Consider the following 24,255-nt stretch of genomic DNA (forward strand, 5'->3'; position numbering starts at 1 on the left):
TGTCCTTCGGGCCAGTGGATCCGAGCTCGCGCAAGGCTGAAGCTCGTTGACGTGACGCAGACAACCGACGCCGCAGCCGCCGTAGCAGCAACCCCGCCCGCACAGCGACATCGCATCCACCGTGCCTGGTTCGTCGCCGCCGTCACCTTCGTGACGATCATCGGCGCAGCCGCCTTCCGTTCGCTGCCCGGTCTGCTGATCGACCCCCTGCACCAGGAGTTCGACTGGTCGCGCGGCACGATCAGCGCGGCGGTCTCGATCAACCTGGCCCTCTACGGGCTCACGGCGCCCTTCGCGGCCGCGCTGATGGACCGCTTCGGCATCCGGCGCGTGGTCGCGGTCGCCCTGACGGTGATCGCGCTCGGTTCCGGGTCCACCGTGTGGATGACGTCGGCCTGGCAGCTGATGCTCTGCTGGGGGCTGCTCGTGGGCCTCGGCGCCGGTTCGATGGCGCTGGCCTTCGCGGCCACGGTCACCAACCGCTGGTTCACCGAACGCCGCGGACTGGTGTCCGGCATCCTCACGGCGGCCTCCGCCTCCGGCCAGCTGATCTTCCTCCCCCTGCTGTCCTGGATCGTCTCCGAGTACCAGTGGCGCCCGGCCGCGGTCACGGTGGCGCTCGCGGCGCTGGTCGTCGTCCCCTTCGTATGGCTGCTGCTGCGCGACCACCCGGCGGACGTGGGGCTGAAGCCGTACGGAGCGAAGGAGTTCGTGCCGAAGCCGGCGCCCGTGCCGGGGGCCGCGCGCCGCGCGGTGAGGGTGCTCCTGTCGGCGATGCGCACCGGCCCGTTCTGGCTCCTCGCCGGCACCTTCGCGATCTGCGGCGCCTCGACGAACGGCCTGATCCAGACCCACTTCATCCCCGCCGCCCACGACCACGGCATGCCCGTCACGGCTGCCGCCTCGCTGCTCGCGGTCATCGGCGTCTTCGACGTCCTCGGCACGATCGCCTCCGGCTGGCTGACCGACCGCTTCGAGTCGCGCCGCCTGCTGGCCGTGTACTACGCCTTCCGCGGCGTATCGCTGCTCTTCCTGCCGATGCTGCTCGCCCTCGTCTCCTCCGGCGTCCACCTGCCGATGGTGTTCTTCGTCGTCCTCTACGGCCTCGACTGGGTCGCCACGGTGCCGCCCACCATGGCCCTGTGCCGGGAGCACTACGGCGACGACAGCGCGATCGTCTTCGGCTGGGTCCTCGCCTCCCACCAGGTCGGCGCCGCGCTGGTGGCCTTCCTCGGCGGGGTCGCGCGGGACGTCTTCGGTACGTACGACATGGTCTGGTACGCGTCGGGGGCGCTGTGCGCGGCGGCGGCGCTGATGGCGCTGGTGATCCGGCGGCGGACGGCTCCTGTGACGATGGCGGCCTAGAGGGCGGGCCGGACGCCGACACCACCCCGCTGGCGGGTTCGGCGCCCGGCCGCGACGCTCAGGCCGACGACTTCAGCGCACCGGCGTCCGCCGAACAACTGGACCGGGCGATCGCGGCGCTGCGGGCGAACGGCTTCACCGCAGAACTGCTCGACGACGCCGCAGCGGCCCGCGCCCGCATCAAGGATCTGATACCGGAGGGCGCAGGCGTGTTCACCGGGGCCAGTGAGACGCTCCGGCTCTCCGGCATCGCGCAGGACATCGAAACGGGCGACCGCTACCAGGCCATCCGGCCGCGCGTGCTGAAGATGGACCGCGCCACGGAGTTCGACGAGATCCGCCGGCTGATGGCCACCCCCGATGTCCTCGTTGCCCGCGTCGCGGCCGTCACCGAAACCGGCTCGCTCGTCATCGCCTCGGGCAGCGGCAGCCAGCTGCCCGCCTCCGCCGGCGGCGCCGCGAGGGCGATCTGGGTCGTCGGGGCGCAGAAGGTGGTGCCCGACCTGAGCACCGCACTGCGCCGGGTCGAAGAGCACGCCCTTCCGTTGGAGACCGCGCGCGCCCAGGCGGTCTACGGGCAGCCGAGCGCGGTCAACCGTCTACTTGTCCTCAACGCCGAGCCGCAGCCCGGGCGCGCCACCGTCCTGCTGCTGCGCGAGGCCATCGGATTCTGACTTCCCGCGCGGTGCGGGCGTCGGAACGTGCCCGCCCCTGTGCGGGTGCTGCCGCGCCCAGTACTCCGGGGGGGGGCTGGGCGATCAGGCGCCGGAGCCGGGTGAGAACGGCAACGGCCCACGCGTGATGGGGGCGGCCTGGAGGAACCGTCCCTTGTGGAACAGCAGCGGTGGCTCGTCGGCGTCGTTCGCGCCCAGGGCGTCCACATGTCCTACGACGATGAGGTGGTCGCCGCCCGTGTGCACCGCGTGGATCGTGCAGTCGATCCACGCGAGCGTGCCCGCGAGGCGCGGGGAGCCGGACGCGGGGGCCGCGTCGTAGCTGACGCCCGCGAACTTGTCGGCGCCGCTCACCGCGAAGGCGCGGCACAGCTCGCCCTGGCCGGCGCTCAGGACGTTGACGCAGAAGACGCCCGCGCGGGCGATGCGCGGCCATGTCGTGGACGTACGGCCGACCATGAAGGCGACCAGGGGCGGGTCGAGGGAGAGGGAGGAGAAGGACTGGCAGGCGAAACCGGCGGGGGCGGGGGCCTGAGGGTCGTCGTCGGTGGCCGGTGCCGTGACAACGGCCACGCCCGTCGCGAAGTTCCCGAGCACCCGCCGGAACTCGGCCTGTCCGACCGGCGCCCGCTCGTCCTCGCCGACGCACCGCAGCGCCGGGCGCGGTACCGCTGCCACGGGCGGCGTGTCGGCCGACCTGAGGTAGCGGACGGCGGCGGCCGCCATTCCTGCGTGTCCCATCACGGCACCCATTGAAGCTGACGGTATGTCAGATTGGAAGGGGTGTGCGGGAAGGCCGCAAACCCCGGCGTACCCTGCGCGTATGGGGCGGGAAAGCACAGGGCGGGGTGACGGTTCGGGCGGCCGGGAGGGTGACAGACCCGACGGCCCGGGCCGGCCGTACGCCGATCTGAACGCGGCTGCCGCGGCGTCCGCGTTCCAGCTTCCGGCGATCGGTCTGATCTGGTGGATCGGGAACCAGCTGGGCGACGACTACGGCACCAGCGTGTACGGCTTTTTCGTCCTTTTCGGCCTCGCCTGTCTCCTCGTCATCGCGCCACTGGTGCTGCCGGTTGTCGGCCTCGTGCACGCGATCGTCCACATCATGCCGGCGGACTTCCTCGCGCGCGCCGCCGTGCGCCACGCGCGCGGGCCGAGATGGGCCTGGCACCTGGTGTGCACGGCACTGCTCGGCGTGGGTTGGGCGGGACTCACCGCCCTGCTGTACGGCTGGACGTTCGGCGTCACGGCACCACTGTTCGCGGCCCTCGGTGTCCTGCCCGTGCTCGGCCTCGCGTACCTGCGCAGGCGCAGACGGATCACGGGACGGCCGTGGGGGGCGTGGCTGCCTTCGCTGATCGCGTCGGTCGGGCTGTTCCTGCTGGTCTTCGTCGGTGGGGTGCTGGCCACGGTCACCGGGCTGGTCAAGGACTACGAGCCCCCTGTGCTGTCCGCCGAGCAGCTCGCCGGTGACTGGCGCGGTGACCACGGCGCGGTGTTGCGGCTGCGTCCGGACGGGCATGCCGAGCTGACGAAGGTGCCGTCGCAGCCGGAGTACTACGACGACTCGGCGGATCCGCCGAACCCGGTCTTCACCCGCTGCGACGGCACCGGCAGCTGGGACCTCCGCAGGGACGATCCGGACGGCGACAGCGAACGGGACGGCGTCCTCGTACGCCTGCGCGGTGGCTGTGGGGACGACACGTACTGGATGATCGGCGGCACCGCCGCCAAGCCCGAGCTGTTTGTGCTGTTCGGTGACCCGGACGCGGCGGAGCTGCGGATCCTGAAGCGGGACTCCTGAGGATCACCGCCCCTCGTACTCGGCGCTCCTGCGCTCCACGAAACTCGCCACCCCTTCCCGCGCATCCCGCGTCGTCATGTTGATCTCCTGCGCGGCCGCCTCCGCGGCGAAGGCGGTGGCGCGGTCGGTGTCGAGGGAGGCGTTGACGAGCTGCTTGGTGAGGGCGAGCGCGCGGGTCGGGCCGGCGGCGAGGCGTGCGGCCCACTCGCGGGCCGTCTTGTCCAACTCGCCGTCCGGCAGGACCCGGTTGACCAGGCCGAGGCGCTCCGCGTCCGCGGCGGTGAGCGCGTCGCCGAAGAACATCAGCTCCTTCGCCCGCTGGGGGCCGATGAGGCGGGGCAGGAGATAGGCGCCGCCGCCGTCGGGGACGAGGCCGCGGCGTACGAACACCTCGATGAACTTCGCCGATTCGGCGGCCAGGACCAGGTCGCAGGCGAACGCGAGATGGGCGCCGAGGCCGGCCGCGGTGCCGTTCACCGCCGCGATCACCGGTTTCTCGCAGTCCAGCACGGCCGCGACCAGCCGCTGGGCGCCGAGCCGGATCGTGCGGGCGACGTCGCCGGGTACCCGCTCCCCGGCCGCCGCCCCGCCCCGCAGATCCGCCCCGGCGCAGAAACCGCGGCCCGTGCCGGTCAGCACGACGGCCCGGACCCGGGGGTCGGCGGAGGCGTCGGCGAGCAGCTGGATGAGGCGTTCGCGCTGGTCAGGGGTGAGGGCGTTGAGGGATTCGGGGCGGTTGAGGGCGATGCGGCAGACCTGGTTGTCAGTGGCCTGCTGTACCAATGACTCAACGGAGTTTTTGGGCTCACGGGGGGAATCGGGCATGTTCATCTCGGCATCGGCATCGGCATCGGCATCGGCAGAGGCAGCCATGTCAGCGGCACACCGCCAACGCGTCCAGCGCCACCGCGCCCTGCCCCCTGGGCAGCACCATCAGCGGGTTGATGTCCAGCTCCGCGAGCTCGCCCTCCAGCTCCAGGGCCATGCGCTGCACCCGCAGGACGACTTCGACGAGCGCGTCGAGATCCGCCGGGGGACGCCCCCGGACCCCGTCCAGCAGCGCCCGCCCACGCAGTTCGGCGAACATGTCCCGTGCCTGCTCCTCCCCGAAGGGCGGCACGCGTACGGCGGTGTCGTGCAGCACCTCGACCAGGACACCGCCCAGCCCCACCGTCACGGTCGGACCGAACAGCGGGTCGTGCGTGGCGCCGACGACCATCTCCACGCCCCGTTCGACCATCTGGCAGACCAGCACGCCGTCCAGCGGGACGTCCTCGTAGCGGGCGATGTCCGTCAGCTCCCGGTAGGCGTCGCGGACCTGGCTGGCGGAGGTCAGCCCGATCCTGACCAGGCCGAGCTCGGTCTTGTGGGCGATCCGCGCACCGGACGCCTTCATCACGACGGGATAGCCCACCAGGCCCGCGGCCCGTACGGCCGCCGCCGCGCTGGTCACCAACTGCTCGCGCGGCACGCGGATTCCGTACGCCCGCAACAGCTGCTTCGCCGCGTGCTCGCTCAGCTGCTGGCCTGGTCGCATCAGCTCGCGCGCCTTGCGGAAGGAGGGGGACGGCGTGCGCGGCGCCTGGTCGAAGGGGGAGCGGTAGCCGGCGACGAAGCGGTGGTGGTCGAGGTAGGCGCGGACCGCGGTGATGCAGTTCGCCACTGTGCGGAAGGTCGCCACGCGCGAGGATCCGAGGAGGACCTCGCGGTAGGCCCGTTCGGTGCCGACCGGCGACCCCCACACCACGCACACCAGCTTGTCCGTCCGCTCCGCCGCGTCCACCAGGTCCTGGACGAGCCGGTCGCTGAGCGGGGGGAAGGGCCCGGTGACCGGGCAGATCAGCACCCCGACCTCGGGGTCGTCGAGGATCGCGTCGATGATCTTCCGGCCGCGCCGGTCGCCGACCGGATGACCGCCGTTGTCGACGGGGTTGGCCACGTTCAGGTACTCGGGTATCCACTGGTGCAGCTCGGCCTGCTTGGCCTCCGACAGCACCGGCAGTCTGAGGCCCGCCTCGGTCGCCAGGTCGGCGAAGTGCGCGCCCGTGCCGCCCGAGATCGAATAGACGACGACGCCCTCGGCGCGGGGCGGCCGTGCGCGGGCCAACAGGGTCGCGGTGTCCTGGAGTTCGTCCAGGCCGTCGACCCGGATCACCCCGTACTGCCGCATCGCCGCGTCCACCACCGCGTCCGCGCCGGTCAGCTTGCCGGTGTGTGAGGCGGCCGTGCGGGCACCGGTCTCGGTGCGGCCCACCTTGACGGCGACGACCGGCACCTTGCGGCGGGCGGCGCGGTCGGCGGCGAGCAGGAAGGAGCGGCCGTCCTTGAGGCCCTCGACGTAGCAGGCGATCGCGCCGACCTCGGGCTGCTCGGCGAAGTAGGAGATGAAGTCGGCCGTCTCCAGGTCGGCCTCGTTGCCGGTGGGCGCCCAGTGGGACAGGCGGATGCCGAGCTCCTGGAGGGCGAAGACGGGGCGGCCCTGGTGGCCGGACTGGGTGATCAGGGCGATCGCGGGACCGTCCAGGTCGTCCCGGAACCGCTCGAAGGCGTTGAGGTTGGTGTTGGGGCCCAGCAGCCGCATCCCGGACCGGGCGACGGCGGCGGTGAGCCGGTCCTGGGCGGCGGCGCCCGCCTCGCCGGTCTCCGCGAACCCGGAGGCGAACACGACGGCGAACTTCACCTTGGCCTCGGCCAGTTCCTCGATCACCGGAAGGGGGTCGGCGACCAGCAGCACGGCGAGATCGATCTGCTCGGGCAGATTGGCGACGGAAGGAGAGCAGGGGATGCCGAAGACGGACGGGCGGCTCGGGTGCACCGGATGGAGCCGGGCGCCGACCCGTTCGGACCAGGCGATCAGCTGGCGGGTGATGCCGGTGTTCGGCCGGCCCTCGGCGTCCGAGGCGCCGATCACCGCGACCGACTCCGGCCGGAAGAAGCGGTCCAGATCGGGCACGTCGCAGTACAGCGGACGGCCGCTGACGTCGAGATCGTCGACCTCGGCCGGCCGGCCGTGGACGGCGGGCCCGGGCTGCTCGCCACAGGCGATGACCCGGGCCCGGCGGGAGTCGGTGGTGAGGGTGCCGTGGGTTGATCCAAGCATCGGTCCGCCCGCTCCTGTGTGACAGCGATTAACTGACGCACTGTCAGATTACGGGAACTGACACCGTGTCAGGAACGGCTGTGCACGCAAAGTTGCACGGCGACACGCTCGGCACGGGTGCACGGGGCGCTGCTCACAGCACCGCCAGCACCTCCTTCGCCACCCGCTCGCCCGACCGCACCGCCCCGTCCATGAAGCCCATCCAGTAGGTGGAGGTCTCCGTCCCGGCCCAGTGGATGCCGCCGACGGGCTCGCGCAGGGCGGGGCCGTACTGGGTCAGGACGCCGGGCGCGGCGATGGAGACGGGGCCGCCGCGGGTGTAGGCCTCGTTGTTCCAGCGTTGCAGGACGAAGGAGGTGGGGGAGGCCGCTTTCGCGCCGAAGTACCTCGCGTAGTCCTTCAGCACGGCCGCCCGGACCTCCGCCTCGCTCGCCCCGTCCAGCTTCCGGGCCTCGTCCGCCTCGATGAAGCCCATCAGGGCGCCGTAGGAGGCGTCGGGCGGGGAGTTGTCGAAGGTGGAGCTGACCACGCCGGTGTCGCTGACGACCTGGCCGTTGAGGCCGTCGGCCCGCCAGAAGGGGGTGTCGTAGATCGCGATCGCCTTGCCGACCGAGGCCATCGGCAGGCGCTGGGTGAGCTGGTCGCGGGCGGCGGGGAGGAGGGGGTCGTAGGTGATGCGGGCGGCGAGCGGCGGGGGCACGGCGACGACGACCTTCTTGGCGGTGACCGTGATGCCGTCGGCCGTGATGACGTACTTGTCGCCGGACCGGGCGATCGTGCGCACCGGGGCGCCGGGGACCACCCGGTCGCCGAGTGCGGCGGCGAGTCTGAGCGGCACCAGCTGGGAGCCGCCGACGAAGCGCAGTTCCTGGGCGCCGTTCGCGGTCTCGGTGAGGCGTTCCAGGGTGCCGGGGTTGGAGGCGTTGCCTGCGGCGGCGATGTAGAAGAGGACGAACAGGAAGGAGAGTTCCCGGGGTTCCGCGGAGAAGATCGATGTGCAGGCCACGTCGAAGAGGAACTTGGCCGAGGGGATGACGGCGTTGGCGCGCAGCCAGGTCTCGAAGGTCTGCCGGTCCCATTCGTCGGCCTTCGCGGCGGTCCAGGGCGCGTCGACCGGGATCTGCTTGGCCAGGTCGTCGAGCGTGGCCTGCGCGATCGCGGCGTTGGCGAGCCCGGCCGCGTCGACGGGCGGGACCGCGCCGAGGACACCGTCGGTGGCGTAGGGGGTCCTCTTGCCGTCCTTGTAGAGGAGGTTGTCGCCGGTGTTGTAGGTGGCGAAGGTCTCGACGCCGAGGGAGTCGGCGAGTGCCTTGATGCGGTCCTGGGTCGGGCCGATGAACTCGCCGCCGCCCTCGGTGACTCCACCGCCCGCGAGGTTCAGGCCCACCACCCGGCCGCCCACGCGGTCGCGGGCCTCCAGGACGACGACCGACCTGCCGGCCGCCACCAGGTCGCGGGCCGCGGTGAGGCCGGCCAGCCCGCCGCCGACGATCGCGACGTCCACGTCCCGGCCGGCCGCCGCAGCCGTGCCGGCGCTGGTCGCGGTGAGGGTCGCGGCGCCGGCCGCCGCGGCGGCGCCGCCGAGCAGGGAGCGCCGGGAGATACGGGGGGTTCGGGTGCCGCCGGTGGGGCGGGGGGTCAGCGGGGTTCGGGGGGTTCGGGGGGTTCGCGGGATTGGGGGGAGCTCTCTTTCGCTTGCCACGTGCGTCCTCCGTCAGGGCGAGAGGGGGTGGAGCAGAAAAGTTGAACAGTGCTCACATTCTGGCCCCGTGCGGCGGCGCGGTACAGCTCTCCAGTCACAACGGACCCGCAAGTAACGAGAGGTCTGCGTAAGAGAGTTGAGGACGTCTACGGCATCGGCAGCCGGGCGATCCGGCGGCTGCCGTCGCCGGCTATCGCCTTCGCGATCTTCTGCGCGTCGATCGCCATCTCGCGGAGATTGCCGCTGATCGGGTTGGTGTAGCCGGTGAAGTACAGGCCGGACGCGTGGGCCGGGGTGCGGGCGCCCCGCACGACCGGCTTGCCGTGCGCGTCGAGCACGCCGAGGTGGCCGACGAGGTCCTCCAGGGCGCGGACGTAACCGGTGGCCGCGATGACGGCGTCCGGTGAGAGACGGGTGCCGTCGGTGAGAACCACCTTGCCGTCCTCGAAGCCGTCGACGGCGGCCACGATCTCGATCCGCCCCCTGCGCACGGCGTCGATGAGGCCGACGTCGAGGACCGGGATGGCGCCCTCCTTGACGCGGCTGTAGAGGCCGGTGCCGGGACGGGGCAGCCCATGGGCCGACAGGTCCGGCACGCTGAGCTTCGCCACCGGCTTGGCGAGCCGGTCGACGAGCCCGACCGGCAGCCGGCGTACCAGGATGCTCGTGAACTGGGCGGGCCACCCGGCGGTGGAGCGGCGCACGATGTGCGGGGCGGTGCGGACGGCCAGCCGCACCCGCGAGGCCCCGCCCTCCACGAGGTCCACGGCGATCTCGGCACCGGTGTTGCCGACCCCGACGACGAGGACCTCGCGCCCGGCGTAGGGCGCCGGGTTGCGGTACTCGCCGGCATGCAGGAACTCGCCGCTGTAGCTGCCGCGGCCCGGCCAGTCCGGGATGCGCGGGGTGTGGTTGTGGCCGGTGGCCACGACGACCGCGGCGCCGGTCAGTTCCCGGCCGCCGGTGGCACGCAGCAGCCAGCCCGAGCCGTCGGGCGAGGGCTCGACGCGGGAGACCTCGACGCCGGTGACGATCTCCAGGTCGTGGTGCTCGGCGTACTTCTCCAGGTAGCGCACCACGTCGTCCCGGGACACCCAGCGCCCGAAGCGGCGGGGCATCGGCAGCCCGGGCAGGCCCGACAGCCGCCGGGTGGTGTGCAGATGGAGCCGGTCGTAGTGGCGCCGCCAGGAGGCGCCGACCCGGTCCGACTTCTCCAGCACGACGGCCCGCAGTCCCCGGGCGCGCAGCGCGTACGCGACGGAGAGTCCGCCGGGGCCGCCGCCGATGACGTAGACGGGGCGGTCGGTGAGGGGGTGGTCAGGGGCGGGGCGGTCCGGGTGCTGGGGGGTGTCGGCCATGGTCGGGAGCGTAATCACGCAGCCGGTTGATGGGTCTCGGTCAAGACCGGAATTGGTTGCGGATCGATCACGACTGTAGGAGGGGCGGGTGGGGCCTGTGGCGTAGGTCTCCTGGTTGTGGCGGCGGGGTGGAGGGCCGTGGCCGGGAACGACCCCCTCGGCCTTCGCTCACCAGCCCGGCCGCCCGCGTCCTCACGGGGCGCAGGCCTCGGCGATCGACAGGCTGTTCTCGTACAGGTGGTGCCGGGTGATCCGGCCGTCCTCGACGGTGAGACGCAGCGCGAACGGGCCCGCGAAGGATTTCCCGGTCGCGCGCACGGTCCCCGACACATGCCCCGCCAGGACGGCGTCCGTGCCGTCGACGAGGAAGGCGTCGAGGGAGGCCCGCGCGTCCTCGGGCACGGTGTGCTCCATCAGTTCCGCGGCCTGGGCGGCGCACTCGGCGCCGGTGGACCGCGGGCGGATCCACGGGACGGTGGGGTTCTCGGCGAGCAGCCAGTCGACCTCGTCGGCGAAGAGCGCCACCAGTCGCCCGGTGTCCCCGGCCAGCCGCGCGGCCAGGAACTCCTGTACGACGGCTCGGGTTTCCTCGGCGACGGTGCTCGCGGTGGTGGCCGAACCTGCCGTGGTGCCGGTGGACTTGACGGACATGACGCTCTCCTCGCGGCTGCGGACGGGCTCCGGCGGGGATTCCCGCCGATGTGCTCGATCCTGCCGGGGGAGCGGAGCGCGGTCGATTACGCCCGGGGTAATGACGCGACAGGTGCGGAGGGAGCACGGCACGACGCCGGGCCCCCGAGGCATTCCGGGGACTCGGCGTCGCGTGGCGGTGGCCGGAGTCATGACGGGAAACCGGCCACCGTGGTTGTCGGCACCGTGGTTGTCGGCACCGCGGTCGTCGGCACCGCGGCCGTCGGTACTGCGATCGTCGGCACCGCGTTCGTCGGCACCGCGTTCATCGGGCCCGCGCGGGCCGGGGGCGGGCTACTTCTTCCTGCTCCGGTAGCCGCTGATCCTGGCGATCCACTTGATGAAGTCGCCCGGGTCGGAGTTGGCGCCGTGGCCCTCGTCCCAGTAGTAAGGAGGTCGCTGTCGAGGCGGGCGCTGCCGCCGCTGTAGTGGCGCAGGCTGTAGAGGGTGAAGTGGCGGGCCTGCGTGGTGCCCTTGCCGAAGAGGTTGTTCTCGCCCGTCGACAGGTCGAAGGCGTCGAAGGCCGGGGTGGACTTCTGGCGGGCCCCGACGTGGGTGAGGAAGTCGGCCCAGGAGAAGGCCGCCCTGCCGCCGGACCAGGTGATGAAGGTGTTGGCGGCCAGGTACGACTCGCGGTCCGCGTCCGGCAGGGCCGCGACCATGACGACGCTCCTGCGCTTGACTGAGCTGTGCTTCACGTCCGGCTCCCTCGGTTTTCTCGGCTTGCGTTCCGAAGCTAGCCGGACTGCGGACAAGATTGCCAACAATTCTGTGGACTCATCGGGGATGCACAGGCGATTGTCAGGCCCCGCCAATCTGACGTACCGTCAGATCCATGGACGCGATCTGGCTCACAGGTGCGGAATGGCTGGCCGTGCTCCGCATAGGCCTCGGGCTGTGGTGGCTGGAGAGCTGGCGGCACAAGGACAAGAAGAGCTGGTTCGAGGGGGCCGGGATCGCCTGGGCGGCGGACGTGGCGGCCAAACACCGCTGGAATGCCGTACGGTCCGGCTTCGAGGTCGTCGTCGCGCCGCGGACCCGGACCATGGCGTACGTCGTCCTGTACGCGGAGCTGGCCCTCGGACTCGGGCTCGTCCTCGGGTTCCTGACCCCGATCGCCCTCCTCGGCGGCCTGCTGCTCAACGCCCTCTACTTCGCCCTGATGATCCACGACTGGGCCGAGCAGGGGCAGAACTCGATGATGGCCCTGATCTCGCTGGTCGCGCTGTTCGGGATGTCGTGGCAGTCGTGGTCGGTGGACAGCGCGCTGGGGCTGTTCTGATGAGCGGCGCACGTTCCGGGGGTGCCCGTTTCGATGGGCCGGGCTTCGATGGGCCGCGTTCCGGTGGTGCGCGTGTTGATGGCCCGCGCTCCGATGGCGCGCCTGTCGGCGGCCCGCCCATTGCCGGTTCACGCGTCGATGGCCCGCGCTCCTCTGGCCCGCGCTCTGGTGGCGCGCGTGTCGACGGCCCGCGCGTCGATGGCCCGCCCGTCGCCGCTTCACGCTTCGACGGCTCTCGCTCCTCTGGCCGGCGTTCCGATGGCCCGCGCTCCTCTGGGCCGCGCGTCGACGGCCCGATCGTCGATGGCCCACGTGTCGCCAGTTCACGCTCCGATGGCCTGCGTATCGATGGCCCACACGTCGACGGCCCACCCGCCGCCGGTTCACGTTCCGACGGCCCACCCGCCGCCGCTCCATCCTCCGACGGCCCGCGCATCGAAGCCGCCCGCTCGGCCGGCCCCCGCTTCGACACCCCCGAGGTCGACCCCTTCACACGCACATACTGGGACGCGGCGGCCCAGGGACGGCTGCTGGTCCGCCGCTGCCGGGACTGCGGGCGTGCCCACCACTACCCCCGTGAGTTCTGTCCGCACTGCTGGAGCGAGGACGTGGCCTGGGAGCCCGCGAGCGGGCGGGCCACCCTCTACACCTGGTCCGTCGTCCACCGCAACGACCTGCCGCCGTTCGGGGAGCGGGTGCCGTACGTCGCCGCCGTGGTCGACCTCGCCGAGGGGCCGCGCATGATGACGGAGCTCGTGGAGTGCGCGGACGCCTCGCGGCTGCGGGCCGGCATGGAGCTGGAGGCCGTCTTCCGGGACGGGGTACCGGTGTTCCGGCCCAGGTAGCTCACCGACTGACCGTCAGGCGCTCCGCCGCTCCGCCGCTCCGCCGCTCCGCCGCTCGCCGCTCCGCCACTTCCGCCGCTTCCATTGCTCAGGCGCGTCAGGCGCCGCAGACGCTTCAATGGCCGGATGACCATCGCCCGTGAACCTCACTCCGACCACCCCTACCCCGACCACCCCTACCCCGACCTGCACGGACACGGTCTGCGTCTGCTCCCCTGGCGGGCTGAGTCCGAGGCCGACGTCGAGACCTGGTTCCGGGGGCGCACCGACCCCGAGTTCCGGCGCTGGAACACCCCGTTGAGGATCACCACGGACCTGGACAGCGCCCGGGAGTCCCTGCGCGACGCGGCGCAGAACACGGCGGAGGGCGCCTCGGCGTCGTACTGCGTCACCGACGCGGCGACCGGCGCGCCCCTCGGGCACATCGGCGTCAACCTCATCAACCGGGTCATGAACTCCGCCCGCGTCGGCTACTGGGTGCTCCCCGAGGCCCGCGGCCGTCGGGTCGCCACCCACGCGCTCGCCCTCGTCGCCCGCTGGGCTCTCAGCGAGCCCGGGCTGGGCCTGTACCGACTCGAACTCGACCACGCAGACGGCCATGACTCCTCCTGCCATATCGCCGAGCGGTGCGGTTTCCGGTACGAGGGGACGCTGCGGGGCGCGATATGGCAGGCGGAGCGGCACGACGCGTACCGGGACATGCATCTGCACGCGCGGCTGGCGACGGACCTGGACGTCAACCTGTAGGCCACCGGGCCCGTGAACCCGGAGCCTCGCAACCCCCGCCTGAGAGTGGGGTCTTGTGTCGGCTTCGTGTCCGCGGCGGAAAAGGGTGCACAACCGCCCCCCGGGCGCGGGATCATGAGGTATGCGCCCGGACGACTGGTACTGCACCCAGGACCTCACCGGCTTCCTCTCCCATGCCGGAAGCTTCCTGCGGTCCCGCCCCGATCTGCACACCGTCGCCCTGACGGTGACGGAGACGCTGCGCACGAGCGGGCTGCGTGCGTACGGCGACGAGGCGCCCGTGTTCGGTGTGCTGGAGCTGGACGGGCAGGTACGGGCCGCCTACTTCCGCACCCCGCCCTTCCGGCTGAACGTCACCCCTCTCACCCCCGCCGAGGCCGAATCCCTCGCCGCCCACCTGGTCGCCCTCGGCCACTCGGTCCCCGGCGTCATCGCGGCCCGCGACACCGCGGAGGCCTTCGTCGCCGCCTGGCGCCGCCACACGGGCGCCCGGGCCGCCGTCAGCCAGCGCCAACGCCTCTACCGGCTCGGCAACCTGACCGTTCCGCACCCCCTGCCGCCGGGCCGGGCGCGAGCCGCGGGCAAGGAGGACCGGGACCGACTGATCCGCTGGTACGGCGAGTTCGTCGAGTCGGTCGGCGACCACGCCGCCCGCGACGCCGCCGGCTGGGCCGACTCACGGATCTCCTACGGTGGCGTCACCTTCTGGGAGGGCGAGGACAGCACCCCCCTGTCCATGGCCGGCGTGACCCCGCTGGTCGCCGGCCAGGTCCGGATCGCCCCCGTCTACACCCCGGCCGGACTGCGCGGACGCGGCTACGCGGGCGCGGTCACCGCACAGGTCAGCCGGGCCGTGCTCGCCTCCGGGGTGCGCGAGGTACTGCTCTTCACGGACCTGGCCAACCAGACCAGCAACAGCCTCTACCAGCGCATCGGTTACCGGGCGGTGGCCGACTTCGCAGCGTACGACTTCCGGGGCGCCCGGGACTTCTAGAGCCGCTCATGGCCGGTCCTAGATGAAGGCCACTTGAGCAAGACGGCGCGGAGCCGTTCGCCGTTGTCCGACTTCTGGACCATCTGCCGCGCCGGTCTGTCCATCCGCGGTCGGAGTAAATCCTGTCTCCGTGATGGATTCGCCCAACTCCAGTACACGAAAGGGTGGGTGCGTCCCATTCGCCACGACCCCAAGGACCTCCCCCACGTGCGAAGCAGTCGAATAGCTTCTGTCCTGGCGGCCAGTGCCGTCGCCACCCTGGTTCCCGCGCTCGCACCGGCCCCGGCGTCCGCCGCGCAGAATCCCCTGAGCCAGTACCTTCAGCAGAAGCCGGCCTGGCACCGCTGTGACAGCTCGACGCCGGCGTCCTTCCAGTGCGCCACGATCAAGGTGCCGCTCGACTACCGGCGCCCCGGCGGCAAGAAGCTCGACCTCGCGATATCGAGGCTGAAGGCGGGCAGCCAGAGTGAGCGTCGCGGCGCGCTCCTGATCAACCCGGGAGGTCCGGGCGGCTCGGGCCTCGACATGCCGCAGCTGCTGGCGAGCGAGCTGCCGAAGTCCGTGAAGAACAAGTACGACCTCGTGGGCTTCGACCCGCGGGGCGTCGGCCAGAGCTCTCCCGTCGGCTGCGGCCTGACGCCCGGCGAGGAGAACTGGGAACGGCCGTACAAGGCCGAGACGTTCGCCAAGGACGTCAAGTGGGCGCGGACCGTCGCCGAGAAGTGCTACGCCAAGCAGGGCGACAAGCTGCGCCACATCACCACCCGCAACACCGCCCGGGACATGGACGTGATCCGTGCCGTGCTCGGCGAGAAGAAGATCTCCTACCTGGGGTACTCGTACGGCACCTACCTCGGCGCGGTCTACACGCAGATGTTCCCCAAGCGCTCCGACCGCTTCGTGCTGGACAGCGCGGTCGACCCGGCGCGGATCTGGCGCGGCATGATCCAGGTCTGGGCGGAGGGCGCCGAGCCCGCCTTCACCAGGTGGACGGAGTGGACCGCCGAGCGGAACTCCACGTACAAGCTGGGGGAGACCCCCGAGGCGGTCCGCAAGGCCTTCTACGACCTGGTCGCCCGGGCCGACCGCGAGCCGCTCGACCTCGACGGGACCAAGCTGACCGGTGATGACATCCGCGTCGGCAGCCGGGCCATGTTCTTCAGCGTGCGGGACGCCGCCGAGGCGGTCGTCGAGCTGAAGAAGGCCGCCGAAGGCCGTTCCCCGTCCGCTGACCGGGAGACCAGGACCCACACGCCGGCTCCGCCGTCGTTCGGCCGCGCCGCGCCGGAGGACAACGGCACCGCCGCCTTCTGGACCGTCCTGTGCGCCGACACGCGCGAGTGGCCGCGCGATCCCGAGCAGTACCGCGCCGACGCGATCCGGGACAAGGCCAAGTACCCGCTGTACGGCGACTTCGCGTCCGGCATCAAGCCGTGCGCGTTCTGGAAGACGAACGGCAGCGAGCCCGCCACCAGGATCGACAACAAGGTCGGCGCGCTGATCCTGCAGAACGAGTGGGATTCCCAGACGCCCCTGGCCAGCGGTCAGGGCCTGCGCCGGGTCATGAAGGGCGCGAAGATGGTCACGGTCCTCGGCGGTGTCGGACACGGCATCTACGGCACCAAGTCGTGCGCCGACAAGACGGCCACGGCCTATCTGACCACGGGCAAGCTGCCGGTGAAGGACGCCACCTGCCAGGCCGCTCCGGAAGCACGCGAGCGTGGCGGCGCCAACCCGCTGCCGCTGCCGACGCCTCCGGGTCTGCCGGGCCTGGGCGGCCGTTCCTGAACCCGGGGCAAGGTGAGTTTCGTGTGGGGCCCTCCTCCTGCGGTGGGCCCCACACGGCTGGTTCGGTCGAAGACCGCAAGGAAGGGAGTACGGGGTGCGCCGGTTGGCCGGCCTGGTGATCTTGATCGCGGCGGCGGCACTCGCGTTCTGGCTGGCCCTCGGGCCGTCAGCCGACTGGGAGGGTCCTGTGCGGTTTGCACGCTTCGCCCTCGTGCTGGGCTGCATGGCGACGATCGCCGGAAGCGTACGGCTGATCCACCCCGACCGGCCCGAGGAGGAGCCGGCCCAGACCGACGGATGACCCGTGGGGTTCGACGCGGCGGCAGCCCCTGGATGAATGAGTCCGATGTTCTACCGCCGACGCACTTCGTAGACGACTGCGACTAGGATCGACCGGGACATCGCGTGCCGATCACCGGCTGGGTGAGGCATGGAGGTGTCAGAAGGTGCCTTCGGAGGCATTCCTTGTCAGTTGAGTTGAACCACACGATCGTCCACGCCCGGGACAACCGGGAGTCCGCCCAGTTCTTCGCGGACCTGCTGGGCCTTGAGATCACCGCGGAGTGGGGCCCGTTCATCGCGGTCGGCCTGAGCAACGGCGTCACGCTGGACTTCGCCACGATCCCCGCGGACGACATCGCCATGCAGCACTACGCCTTCCTGGTGTCCGAGGAGGAGTTCGACGCCGCGTACGCGCGGATCAGCGAGCGCGGCATCGAGCACTACGCCGACCCGCACCGGCAACAGCCCGGCGCGATCAACCACCACGACGGTGGCCGCGGGGTGTACTTCATGGATCCGGCGGGCCATGCCATGGAGCTGATCACCGTGCCGTACGGCGGCTGGACCTCGTAAGCACATGCCCCGAGGGCCGCACCCCAGCCCAGGGTGCGGCCCTCCATCGCTGCTTGTGCCCGATGTGCTCGCGGTCGGTGCTGCGCTTACCTGAGCCGCCGCCAGGCGGGGATCCCGCCCTCCGTGGTTGACGCCGCACGCCGGCAGAGGACCCGTAAGCCATCACCGGCACCAAAGGAAACGGTGTCTCAGGGCCAGAGCAGTTCCTTGGCCCACCCCTCCTCCGTGCGGCGGTAGCGCAACCGCACATGCCGTCGCGCGGCGTCGCCCTGGAAGAACTCCACCTCGTCGGGGCGCAGGCGGTACAGGGTCCAGGACGGGACCGGGGCGTCCGGCTCACGCTGGGTCCGGTCCCAGGCCGCCTGCGACTGCTGCCGCAACTCCTCCAAGGAGGAGAGGACTTCGCTCTGACGGCCGGTCAGCGCCGCGGCCAGCGCGCCGGTGGAGCGGGCGTGCAGGTCGGCCTGGGACTCGGCGGACGGGGCGCCCGTGACCGGGCCGCGGACTCGCACCTGGCGGCCCTGCGCCGGCCAGTAGAAGCCGAGGGCCGCGTAGGGGCGGGCGGTGAGCTGGCGGCCCTTGCGGCTGCCGGCATGGGTCGCGAAGGACCAGCCGGACGCGTCGGCGCCGTGCAGCATCACGGTCCGTACGTCCGGCAGGCCCCCCTCGTCGGCCGTGGCGAGGGACATGGTGTGCGGTTCCACCTGCCCTGCCGCGACCGCCTCCGCGAACCAGGCCGTGTAGAGAGCGAGGGGGTCGGCGGGTGCGGTGGCCGGGTCGAAGTCCGGCAACTCGGTGACCGCCGGGTCCCACACCCGCAGCGGCCTCAACAACTCATGAAGATCCGGCATGCTCCGGAGCGTAGTCGGCCACGGAACCCAGGTCGGACGACACCCAGCGCTCGGGCCTCATCCGGATGACCACACTCTCGCCGTGGTTCTTCAGAGAGAACTCCACATAGGAGTCGACCGTCTCGGCCGGCAGATAGCGGGCCGACATTTCCCGGAGTTGCTCGACGGTGCCGGGGGCCGTCTCGACGACCGGTCCCTCCACCGACACGTACCGGACGGTGGGTTCGAGCCGGTCGACCATCAGGGAGAACCGGCCTGCCGCCTGGATCAGCTGGTTCTTCCGGGAGTCCGGCCCGGTCAGGATCCACACATCGCCGCCGGGCTCGTACTGGTACCAGATCGGCACGGTCAGCGGCGCGCGCCCCGTGCCGGCGTCGACCGCCAGCGCGGCGATGTGCGGCTCGGCCAGGAACTCTTCACGCTCTTCGCGGGTCAGGGCCATGCCTGTTTCCTCCAGATGTGCTCTCGACGGTCTCAATCCCTGCCCAGTACCAACGTCCCCGACGAGCAGAACCATCCCCCGGTCGCCGATGCCACCCCCAATCGCGGCAACTCCCCGTCTTGCCCGCGCACTTGGCGCTCACCGCACTCGCCCCGCAGTTGCCGTACCGCCTCCACGAGCAGGAACAGCCCCCGCATCCCGGGGTGTTGGGCGGACAGCCCGCCCCCGTCCGTGTTGACCGGCAGCTCCCCGCCCCGCACCAGCAGCCGCCCCTTCTCCACGAACGCCCCGCCCTCGCCCTTCCCGCAGAAGCCGAGGTCCTCCAGGGTCACCAGGGTCATGTAGGTGAAGGCGTCGTAGAGCTCGGCGAAGTCGATCTCCTCCGGCCGCACCCCGGCCCGTTCGAAGGCGAGCCGCCCGCTCACCGCCGCCGGGCCCGTAGTGAAGTCGGGCCACTCGGACATGGCGGCGTGCGAGACGTGCTCGCCCGTGCCGAGCACCCACACGGGTGCCGTACGGCAGTCCCGTACGAACTCCTCGGCGGCCAGCAGCACCGCCGCGCCGCCGTCGGAACGGAGGCAGCAGTGCAGTCTGGTGAAGGGGTCCGCGATCATCGGCCCGCTCAGCACGTCGTCGACCGTGATCGGGTCGCGGAACATCGCCTCGGGGTTCAGGGCCGCGTTCGCTCTCGCCTGGACGGCCACCTGCGCCAACTGCTCGACGGTCGTGCCGTGTTCGATCATGTGGCGGCGGGCGGCCATGGCGTACTTGGCGATCAGGGTGTGGCCGTAGGGGACCTCGAACTGCAGGGGGCCGCGCGAGCCGAAGGAGAGGTCGCCGGTGCGCCGTCCCGCCCTGATGTCCGCGCGGGCCGTCGAGCCGTAGACCAGCAGTACGGCGTTGGCGTGCCCCTGGGCGATGGCGTCCGCCGCGTGGGCCGCCATGACCTCCCAGGTGGAGCCGCCGACGGAGGTGGAGTCGACCCAGGTGGGGCGCAGGCCCAGGTACTCGGCCACCTCGACGGGGGCGAGGGTGCCGAGCCCGGCGGAGGCGAAGCCGTCCACCACCTCCCGGCCCAGCCCCGCGTCGGCCAGCGCGCGACGGGCCGCCTGTGCGTGCAGGGCGTACGGGGTCGCGTTCTCCACCCGCCCGCAGTCGGAGAGGGACACGCCGACGACGGCGACTTTCCGGCTCCCGGGAGTCATGCGAGGCCTCCAACCCCTGTGCATCTCGCTCGGACCCTCCTAATATGACGGGCCGTCAGATGCGGAGGGAAGAGCCATGGACGCCAGCTTCACCCCCGAACAGGACGAGATCCGCCGCACCCTCCGCGAGCTGCTCCGCCAACGCCGCGGCCGGGAACCGCGCACCGCCGTGGACACCCCCGCCGGGTACGACCCCGCCTTGTGGACCGCCCTCGCCGAACAGCTCGGCCTGCCCGGACTCGCCCTTTCGGAGGCGTACGGCGGTGTCGGCTGCTCGGTGACCGAGCTCGCCCTGGCCTGCGAGGAGGTGGGGCGGGCGCTCTGCCCCTCCCCGCTGCTCGGCACCGCCGTCCTCGCCGCTCCGCTGATCGCGGCCCTCGGCACGGAGGCCCAGCGCGCCGGACTGCTGCCCCGCCTCGCCTCCGGCGCGCTCACCGCCACCCTCGCCGTCCCCGGCACCGCACTCGCCACCGCCCTGGCCCTCACCGGCGCGAACGGCGGCGACTGGGCCGGTGGCGGGCGCGCCGGGGGCGTGCAGGCGCGGCGGGTGCAGGGCGGCTGGCGGCTGTACGGGCAGGCCGACCAGGTGCTGGACGGGCACAGCGCGGGGCTCTTGGTGGTCGCCGCGCACACCGGGGGGTTCGCGCGGTCACGGACGCTGCTCTTCCTGGTGCCGGGGGACGCGGCAGGGGTGGTACGGGTGCGGCAGACCGCGCTGGACGCCACCCGGTCGCAGGCCCGCCTCCAACTCCGCGAGGCCGAGGCGGAGTTGCTGGGTGAGGAGAACGGTCGGGACGTCCTTGCCGCCCTCGCCGCCGTCGGCGCCGGCGCCGCTGCCGTCCTCGCCTGCGAGGCCGTGGGAGCGGCCGACCGGGCGCTGGAGCAGACCGTGGAGTACGTCAGGCAGCGGGAGCAGTTCGGGCGGGCGATCGGGTCCTTCCAGGCGGTGAAGCACCGGCTGGCGGATGTGTACGTGGGTGTGCAGGCGGCCCGCTCGGCGGCGTACTACGCGGCGTGGGCCGTACCGCATGGGGAGCGCGTGGGCGGGCTGGCGCTCGCGCAGGCCCTGGAGGCACTGCGGACCGCGTCCGCCGAGGGCATCCAGCTCCACGGCGGCATCGGTTTCACCTGGGAGCACCAGGCCCACCTGTACTTCAAGCGGGCCGCCGGCGACGAGCTGCTCTTCGGGCCGGTCCACCGGCTGCGGGCCCACGCCGCCGACACGGCCCGCCTCTTCGAGACGTCCGAGCGGCGGGAGGTGGCGGTGTGATCGGCGTCCGCGTGGTGCAGAAGGTGTCCTCGACGCGGGGCTTCGCCAAGGTCGCCCCCCATGTCATCCCCGCGCTCGACCGTGCCGTGCACCGGCTCACGCGCGGGAAGGTGCTGCTCAGCGCGCAGCTGCTGCCCGGCGTGATCCTGACCTCCACCGGTGCCCGCAGCGGCCTGCCCCGCCGTACGCCGCTGGCCTGCATGCCCGAGGAGGGCGGCCGCAGCTGGATCCTCGTCGGCTCCAACTTCGGGCGCGCCGGACACCCCGCCTGGACCGCGAACCTGCTGGCCCATCCGGACGCCGAGATCAGCTGGCAGGGCCGGGACATCCCCGTCACGGCCCGGCTGCTGGAGGGCGAGGAGCGGGCGGCCGTCTGGCGGGCGGTGCTCGCCTTCTGGCCGCCGTACGCCACGTACCAGGCCCGGGTGGCGCGACAGATCCGGCTCTTCAGGATCGTCCGCAGGTCATAGCGTGGCCAGGCGCTGGACGAGGAGGAACGCGCCGATCCCCAGCATCGCCGCGCCCGACGTACGGGTGACCGCCCGCGCCGCCGCGGGACGGGCGCCGAGGACCGCGCGGGCGGCCAGGCCCACCGTCAGATAGACGGCGGCGCAGCACGCCATGTGGAGCAGGCCGAGGACGGCGGTCTGGGCGGGGACCGGCAGGTGCTCGCCCTTCGTCACCAGGAACTGGGGTAGCACGGAGAGGTAGAGCAGCAGGCCCTTGGGGTTCAGGCCGCTGATCGTGGCACCGCGCAGGAAGACCCGGGCCGGGCTCGCCGCCACGTTCTCCTCGGCCGCTCCCGGCGTACCCGGCCGGCGCAGCACCCCCCACCCCAGCCACACCAGATACGCGGCACCGGCCGCCGTCAGGGCGGTCAGCAGCCCCGGCTCGCTCGCCACCAGCACCGCCAGACCGGCCACCGCCAGGACCGTGTGCAGCGCGTATCCGGTGACCAGGCCCGCCACCGCCGGCACCGGCGAGCGGTCGCGCAGCCCGGCCGAGATCGCGTAGGCCCAGTCGGCGCCCGGCACGCAGACGAGCAGCAGGTCGATGGCGAGGAAGGAAATGAGCAGTCCGGAGTCCATGGTGGCGACATTAGGCGGGAATGGCCCGAAAGTGTTGTCGAACTTTTCCCGCCAGCCATCGAAATGAGGGAAGATCTGTCTCATGGACGACGTGGACAGAAAGATTCTTGCCGAGCTCCAGCAGGACGGCCGGCTGACCGTGACCGAGCTGGCCGCTCGCGTGCGGCTCAGCGTCTCCCCCTGCCATCGGCGGCTGCGGGAGCTGGAGCGGGCCGGTGCCATCAGCGGCTACCGGGCCGTCGTGGACCCGGCTGCCGTCGGGCTGAACTTCGAGGCGCTGGTCTTCGTCTCCATGCGGCAGGAGGACCGGGACACCGTCGTCGAGTTCGAGCGGGCGCTCGGCGAGGTGGAGGAGGTGCTGGAGGCCCAGCGGCTGTTCGGCGAGCCGGACTATCTGCTGCGGATCGTCGCCGCCGACCTCGCCGCCTACCAGCGGCTGTACGACGAGCGGCTGGCCACCCTGCCGGGGGTGCAGCGGCTGACGTCGACGCTGGTGATGAAGCATGTGGTGAAGGACCGGCCGCTGCCGGCCTGACACGGGACACCGTGATACGCAAACGGCGGTGATCCACCCGTGTGAACCACCGCCTGCGAGACAGGACTTCGGTTATTCGAGGCGCCGGACGGCGGCCGGGAGCTACTTGGTCGGCTTCTTGCCGGTCACGCCGAGATGCACCAACAGGGCGAGGTTCGGCTTCAGTTCAGCCTGCTTGACGCCCCACGTCTGAAAACCCTTCTGGTGCGAGGCCACCGCCGCGAGCATCGCGACGAGGGAGCCCGCGACCGCCGCCGGGTTGACGTCCTTGTCGACCTTGCCCTTGGACTGCAACTGCGCGACCGCGTCCGCCAGGGAGTTGTTGACCGAGTTCAGGATCTTCATGCGGATCTTGTAAAAGCGTTTGTCCCCCTCGGACGCGCCGAGATCGACCACCCTGAGGATCGCGTCGTTCTTGCGCCAGAACTCCAAAAACCCGTCCACGAGTTCCTGCGCGGTCTGCCAGCCGGCCTTGCCGACCCAGCTGCGGCCCTCCACGAGCTCGGTCAACCCCGCGCCCTCGGCGGCCATTTGCTCGGCGATCTCCAGGACGGCGCCCTCGACGTCCGGGAAGTACTGGTAGAAGGTCGCGGGCGAAGTGCCCGCCTTCCGGGCCACATCGATGACTTTGACGTCCCGGTAGGGGGAGGAGCTGAGCATCTCGCTGAGGCAGTCGAGCAGCTTCTGCCGGGTCGCCTGCCCACGCCGGCCGGCCACGCGGCCGTCGACGGTACGCACTTGTCCTGTCATGCCGTCAGCTTACCGAGGCGTGATCGGGGCGCGATTCGGCCGACTGCAAATGGGGTGCCCGAGGATGCGGAGGCGGGTGTGCCTGGTCTGCGGGTTGCACAGGACACCGTTACTTTTGCCGCATGGCCGAAAACAGGGCATCCGCGAACGGAACGGGATACGGAGAGGGCGTCCCGTGCTGGGTGGACGCGCAGCTTGCCGACGTGGAGGCGGGCAAGCGCTTCTACGGTGAGCTCTTCGGGTGGGATTTCGAGGAGGCGTTCGACTCCACCGTGCTCGCCCGGCTGGACGGCGAGCCCGTCGCCTCCCTCTCGCGCAAGACGGACGGGCGGATGCCCACCGTGTGGACGGTGTACTTCGCGACCCCGGACGCGGCGGCGCTGGCCGGGCGGATCCGCGCGGCCGGGGGACAGGTGGTCACGGCGCCCGTGCAGGTCGGGGCCGGTCTCGGGACGGTCGCGCTGGTCACCGACCCCGAGGGCGCCGTCTTCGGGCTGTGGCAGGCGGGCGAGCACCCGGGCTTCGGCCGCCGGCACGAGGTCGGCACCTTCGTCTGGGCCGAGCTGTACGCCCGGGACACCGAGGTCGCCAACACCTTCTACGGCGGACTCTTCCACGACGCCCTGTTCGGGCCGGACGCCGAGCCGGACTTCGGACGCGCGGCCGTCTCGGAGGTCTTCCCGGCGATGATGCCGCCCCACTTCGTCGTCCACTTCCGGGTGGCGGACTGCGAGGGAATTCTCGGCACGGTGAACCGGCTCGGCGGGCGGGTGCAGGTGCCGCCCTTCGAAACCTCGTACGGGAGGGTCGCCGTCGTCACCGACGATCAGGGGGCGTCCTTCGCGGTCCTGGAACGCTGACCGCACCGGCTGGAACGCTGACCACACTCTTACCTCCGGCGTCCCACTAT

Annotated in this window: 26 protein-coding genes; 14 read left to right on the forward strand and 12 right to left on the reverse strand. The window is 71.8% G+C overall.

Annotated features, from left to right (window positions below; all coding sequences use genetic code 11):
- Nucleotides 1-51 precede the first annotated feature (51 nt).
- Together AQI70_RS24370 and AQI70_RS24375 are read left to right on the forward strand one after the other, a co-directional pair.
- On the forward strand, nucleotides 52-1,365 hold the full coding sequence (locus tag AQI70_RS24370; RefSeq protein ID WP_062153580.1) for an MFS transporter: 1,314 nt from the start codon (nucleotides 52-54) through the stop codon (nucleotides 1,363-1,365).
- Complete coding sequence (locus AQI70_RS24375; protein ID WP_244181823.1) at nucleotides 1,296-2,039, forward strand: LUD domain-containing protein; 744 nt, start codon at nucleotides 1,296-1,298, stop codon at nucleotides 2,037-2,039. Before AQI70_RS24370 ends, AQI70_RS24375 begins: the two co-directional genes overlap by 70 nt.
- A gap of 84 nt (nucleotides 2,040-2,123) precedes the next feature.
- Here the strand turns inward: AQI70_RS24375 and AQI70_RS24380 are convergent, their stop codons facing one another.
- Nucleotides 2,124-2,780 (reverse strand): flavin reductase family protein, encoded by a 657-nt coding sequence (locus tag AQI70_RS24380; protein WP_244181824.1) that lies wholly within the window; start codon nucleotides 2,778-2,780, stop codon nucleotides 2,124-2,126.
- 82 nt (nucleotides 2,781-2,862) lie between these two features.
- On the opposite strand from AQI70_RS24380, the gene AQI70_RS24385 reads away from it, so the two are divergent.
- Nucleotides 2,863-3,843, forward strand: a complete 981-nt coding sequence (locus tag AQI70_RS24385) for a hypothetical protein (protein WP_062153584.1) — start codon at nucleotides 2,863-2,865, stop codon at nucleotides 3,841-3,843.
- 3 nt (nucleotides 3,844-3,846) lie between these two features.
- On the opposite strand, the gene AQI70_RS24390 is transcribed toward AQI70_RS24385, so the two are convergent.
- The 6 genes from AQI70_RS24390 to AQI70_RS24415 form a co-directional block, all read right to left on the reverse strand.
- Nucleotides 3,847-4,668 carry an enoyl-CoA hydratase/isomerase family protein gene (locus AQI70_RS24390; RefSeq protein WP_062153586.1) on the reverse strand — a complete coding sequence of 274 codons (822 nt, stop codon included), beginning with the start codon at nucleotides 4,666-4,668 and terminating at the stop codon, nucleotides 3,847-3,849.
- A gap of 49 nt (nucleotides 4,669-4,717) precedes the next feature.
- On the reverse strand, nucleotides 4,718-6,943 hold the full coding sequence (locus AQI70_RS24395; RefSeq protein ID WP_062153588.1) for an acetate--CoA ligase family protein: 2,226 nt from the start codon (nucleotides 6,941-6,943) through the stop codon (nucleotides 4,718-4,720).
- 133 nt (nucleotides 6,944-7,076) lie between these two features.
- Nucleotides 7,077-8,645, reverse strand: a complete 1,569-nt coding sequence (locus tag AQI70_RS24400) for a flavin monoamine oxidase family protein (RefSeq protein WP_425264633.1) — start codon at nucleotides 8,643-8,645, stop codon at nucleotides 7,077-7,079.
- A gap of 146 nt (nucleotides 8,646-8,791) precedes the next feature.
- Nucleotides 8,792-10,003, reverse strand: coding sequence for a flavin-containing monooxygenase (locus AQI70_RS24405; protein WP_062153590.1), 1,212 nt, complete (start codon nucleotides 10,001-10,003; stop codon nucleotides 8,792-8,794).
- A gap of 192 nt (nucleotides 10,004-10,195) precedes the next feature.
- Entirely contained in the window at nucleotides 10,196-10,654 is a 459-nt protein-coding gene (locus AQI70_RS24410) for a nuclear transport factor 2 family protein (protein ID WP_062153592.1), read from the reverse strand.
- 188 nt (nucleotides 10,655-10,842) lie between these two features.
- Nucleotides 10,843-11,391, reverse strand: coding sequence for a hypothetical protein (locus tag AQI70_RS24415; protein WP_425264634.1), 549 nt, complete (start codon nucleotides 11,389-11,391; stop codon nucleotides 10,843-10,845).
- A 137-nt stretch (nucleotides 11,392-11,528) separates the two neighbouring features.
- Between AQI70_RS24415 and AQI70_RS24420 the strand changes: the two genes are divergently transcribed.
- The 7 genes from AQI70_RS24420 to AQI70_RS24450 all read left to right on the forward strand — a co-directional run bounded on the left by AQI70_RS24420 (nucleotide 11,529) and on the right by AQI70_RS24450 (nucleotide 17,204).
- Complete coding sequence (locus tag AQI70_RS24420) at nucleotides 11,529-11,975, forward strand: hypothetical protein (protein WP_062153597.1); 447 nt, start codon at nucleotides 11,529-11,531, stop codon at nucleotides 11,973-11,975.
- A 434-nt stretch (nucleotides 11,976-12,409) separates the two neighbouring features.
- Nucleotides 12,410-12,820 carry a Zn-ribbon domain-containing OB-fold protein gene (locus tag AQI70_RS24425; protein WP_062154123.1) on the forward strand — a complete coding sequence of 137 codons (411 nt, stop codon included), beginning with the start codon at nucleotides 12,410-12,412 and terminating at the stop codon, nucleotides 12,818-12,820.
- Between the two features lie 126 nt (nucleotides 12,821-12,946).
- Nucleotides 12,947-13,567 carry a GNAT family N-acetyltransferase gene (locus AQI70_RS24430; RefSeq protein ID WP_062153598.1) on the forward strand — a complete coding sequence of 207 codons (621 nt, stop codon included), beginning with the start codon at nucleotides 12,947-12,949 and terminating at the stop codon, nucleotides 13,565-13,567.
- A 121-nt stretch (nucleotides 13,568-13,688) separates the two neighbouring features.
- Entirely contained in the window at nucleotides 13,689-14,561 is an 873-nt protein-coding gene (locus tag AQI70_RS24435; protein WP_062153600.1) for a GNAT family N-acetyltransferase, read from the forward strand.
- A 207-nt stretch (nucleotides 14,562-14,768) separates the two neighbouring features.
- Nucleotides 14,769-16,349, forward strand: a complete 1,581-nt coding sequence (locus AQI70_RS24440) for an alpha/beta hydrolase (RefSeq protein WP_062153602.1) — start codon at nucleotides 14,769-14,771, stop codon at nucleotides 16,347-16,349.
- A gap of 94 nt (nucleotides 16,350-16,443) precedes the next feature.
- Complete coding sequence (locus AQI70_RS24445; protein WP_062153604.1) at nucleotides 16,444-16,650, forward strand: hypothetical protein; 207 nt, start codon at nucleotides 16,444-16,446, stop codon at nucleotides 16,648-16,650.
- 164 nt (nucleotides 16,651-16,814) lie between these two features.
- Entirely contained in the window at nucleotides 16,815-17,204 is a 390-nt protein-coding gene (locus AQI70_RS24450) for a VOC family protein (RefSeq protein ID WP_062153606.1), read from the forward strand.
- Between the two features lie 188 nt (nucleotides 17,205-17,392).
- Here AQI70_RS24450 and AQI70_RS24455 read toward each other — a convergent pair whose 3' ends face one another.
- From AQI70_RS24455 to AQI70_RS24465, 3 genes are read right to left on the reverse strand one after another with little or no spacing between them, the layout of a single operon-like run.
- Entirely contained in the window at nucleotides 17,393-18,055 is a 663-nt protein-coding gene (locus AQI70_RS24455; protein WP_062153608.1) for a pyridoxine/pyridoxamine 5'-phosphate oxidase, read from the reverse strand.
- Nucleotides 18,039-18,497, reverse strand: a complete 459-nt coding sequence (locus AQI70_RS24460) for a pyridoxamine 5'-phosphate oxidase family protein (RefSeq protein WP_062153609.1) — start codon at nucleotides 18,495-18,497, stop codon at nucleotides 18,039-18,041. The genes AQI70_RS24455 and AQI70_RS24460 overlap by 17 nt, the downstream gene beginning before the upstream one ends.
- A gap of 32 nt (nucleotides 18,498-18,529) precedes the next feature.
- Nucleotides 18,530-19,702: a thiolase C-terminal domain-containing protein gene (locus tag AQI70_RS24465; protein ID WP_062153611.1), complete on the reverse strand. Its 1,173-nt coding sequence runs from the start codon at nucleotides 19,700-19,702 to the stop codon at nucleotides 18,530-18,532.
- A gap of 76 nt (nucleotides 19,703-19,778) precedes the next feature.
- Here AQI70_RS24465 and AQI70_RS24470 point away from each other — a divergent pair, with 76 nt between their 5' ends.
- Entirely contained in the window at nucleotides 19,779-20,972 is a 1,194-nt protein-coding gene (locus AQI70_RS24470; protein WP_062153613.1) for an acyl-CoA dehydrogenase family protein, read from the forward strand.
- Nucleotides 20,969-21,442, forward strand: a complete 474-nt coding sequence (locus AQI70_RS24475) for a nitroreductase family deazaflavin-dependent oxidoreductase (protein ID WP_062153615.1) — start codon at nucleotides 20,969-20,971, stop codon at nucleotides 21,440-21,442. Before AQI70_RS24470 ends, AQI70_RS24475 begins: the two co-directional genes overlap by 4 nt.
- On the opposite strand, the gene AQI70_RS24480 is transcribed toward AQI70_RS24475, so the two are convergent.
- Nucleotides 21,437-22,060, reverse strand: coding sequence for a LysE family translocator (locus AQI70_RS24480; protein ID WP_062153617.1), 624 nt, complete (start codon nucleotides 22,058-22,060; stop codon nucleotides 21,437-21,439). The genes AQI70_RS24475 and AQI70_RS24480 overlap by 6 nt on opposite strands.
- Nucleotides 22,061-22,142: 82 nt before the next feature.
- On the opposite strand from AQI70_RS24480, the gene AQI70_RS24485 reads away from it, so the two are divergent.
- Nucleotides 22,143-22,595, forward strand: coding sequence for an Lrp/AsnC family transcriptional regulator (locus tag AQI70_RS24485; RefSeq protein WP_004000396.1), 453 nt, complete (start codon nucleotides 22,143-22,145; stop codon nucleotides 22,593-22,595).
- A 102-nt stretch (nucleotides 22,596-22,697) separates the two neighbouring features.
- Here AQI70_RS24485 and AQI70_RS24490 read toward each other — a convergent pair whose 3' ends face one another.
- Nucleotides 22,698-23,333, reverse strand: coding sequence for a TetR family transcriptional regulator (locus tag AQI70_RS24490; protein ID WP_004000397.1), 636 nt, complete (start codon nucleotides 23,331-23,333; stop codon nucleotides 22,698-22,700).
- Between the two features lie 134 nt (nucleotides 23,334-23,467).
- Between AQI70_RS24490 and kbpA the strand changes: the two genes are divergently transcribed.
- Complete coding sequence (kbpA, locus tag AQI70_RS24495) at nucleotides 23,468-24,205, forward strand: AfsK-binding protein KbpA (protein ID WP_079051456.1); 738 nt, start codon at nucleotides 23,468-23,470, stop codon at nucleotides 24,203-24,205.
- The last annotated feature ends 50 nt before the right edge of the window (nucleotides 24,206-24,255 follow it).

The organism is Streptomyces curacoi (assembly GCF_001513975.1).
GTDB classification, from domain to species: domain Bacteria; phylum Actinomycetota; class Actinomycetes; order Streptomycetales; family Streptomycetaceae; genus Streptomyces; species Streptomyces curacoi.

Coding starts and splice junctions, on each gene's coding strand:
- AQI70_RS24380 (WP_244181824.1), bottom strand. CDS start 2,780: ATGGGACACGCAGGAATGGCGGCCGCCGCCGTCCGCTACCTCAGGTCG.
- AQI70_RS24385 (WP_062153584.1), top strand. CDS start 2,863: ATGGGGCGGGAAAGCACAGGGCGGGGTGACGGTTCGGGCGGCCGGGAG.
- AQI70_RS24390 (WP_062153586.1), bottom strand. CDS start 4,668: ATGCCCGATTCCCCCCGTGAGCCCAAAAACTCCGTTGAGTCATTGGTA.
- AQI70_RS24395 (WP_062153588.1), bottom strand. CDS start 6,943: ATGCTTGGATCAACCCACGGCACCCTCACCACCGACTCCCGCCGGGCC.
- AQI70_RS24405 (WP_062153590.1), bottom strand. CDS start 10,003: ATGGCCGACACCCCCCAGCACCCGGACCGCCCCGCCCCTGACCACCCC.
- AQI70_RS24410 (WP_062153592.1), bottom strand. CDS start 10,654: ATGTCCGTCAAGTCCACCGGCACCACGGCAGGTTCGGCCACCACCGCG.
- AQI70_RS24420 (WP_062153597.1), top strand. CDS start 11,529: ATGGACGCGATCTGGCTCACAGGTGCGGAATGGCTGGCCGTGCTCCGC.
- AQI70_RS24430 (WP_062153598.1), top strand. CDS start 12,947: ATGACCATCGCCCGTGAACCTCACTCCGACCACCCCTACCCCGACCAC.
- AQI70_RS24435 (WP_062153600.1), top strand. CDS start 13,689: ATGCGCCCGGACGACTGGTACTGCACCCAGGACCTCACCGGCTTCCTC.
- AQI70_RS24455 (WP_062153608.1), bottom strand. CDS start 18,055: ATGCCGGATCTTCATGAGTTGTTGAGGCCGCTGCGGGTGTGGGACCCG.
- AQI70_RS24460 (WP_062153609.1), bottom strand. CDS start 18,497: ATGGCCCTGACCCGCGAAGAGCGTGAAGAGTTCCTGGCCGAGCCGCAC.
- AQI70_RS24465 (WP_062153611.1), bottom strand. CDS start 19,702: ATGACTCCCGGGAGCCGGAAAGTCGCCGTCGTCGGCGTGTCCCTCTCC.
- AQI70_RS24470 (WP_062153613.1), top strand. CDS start 19,779: ATGGACGCCAGCTTCACCCCCGAACAGGACGAGATCCGCCGCACCCTC.
- AQI70_RS24480 (WP_062153617.1), bottom strand. CDS start 22,060: ATGGACTCCGGACTGCTCATTTCCTTCCTCGCCATCGACCTGCTGCTC.
- AQI70_RS24485 (WP_004000396.1), top strand. CDS start 22,143: ATGGACGACGTGGACAGAAAGATTCTTGCCGAGCTCCAGCAGGACGGC.
- kbpA (WP_079051456.1), top strand. CDS start 23,468: ATGGCCGAAAACAGGGCATCCGCGAACGGAACGGGATACGGAGAGGGC.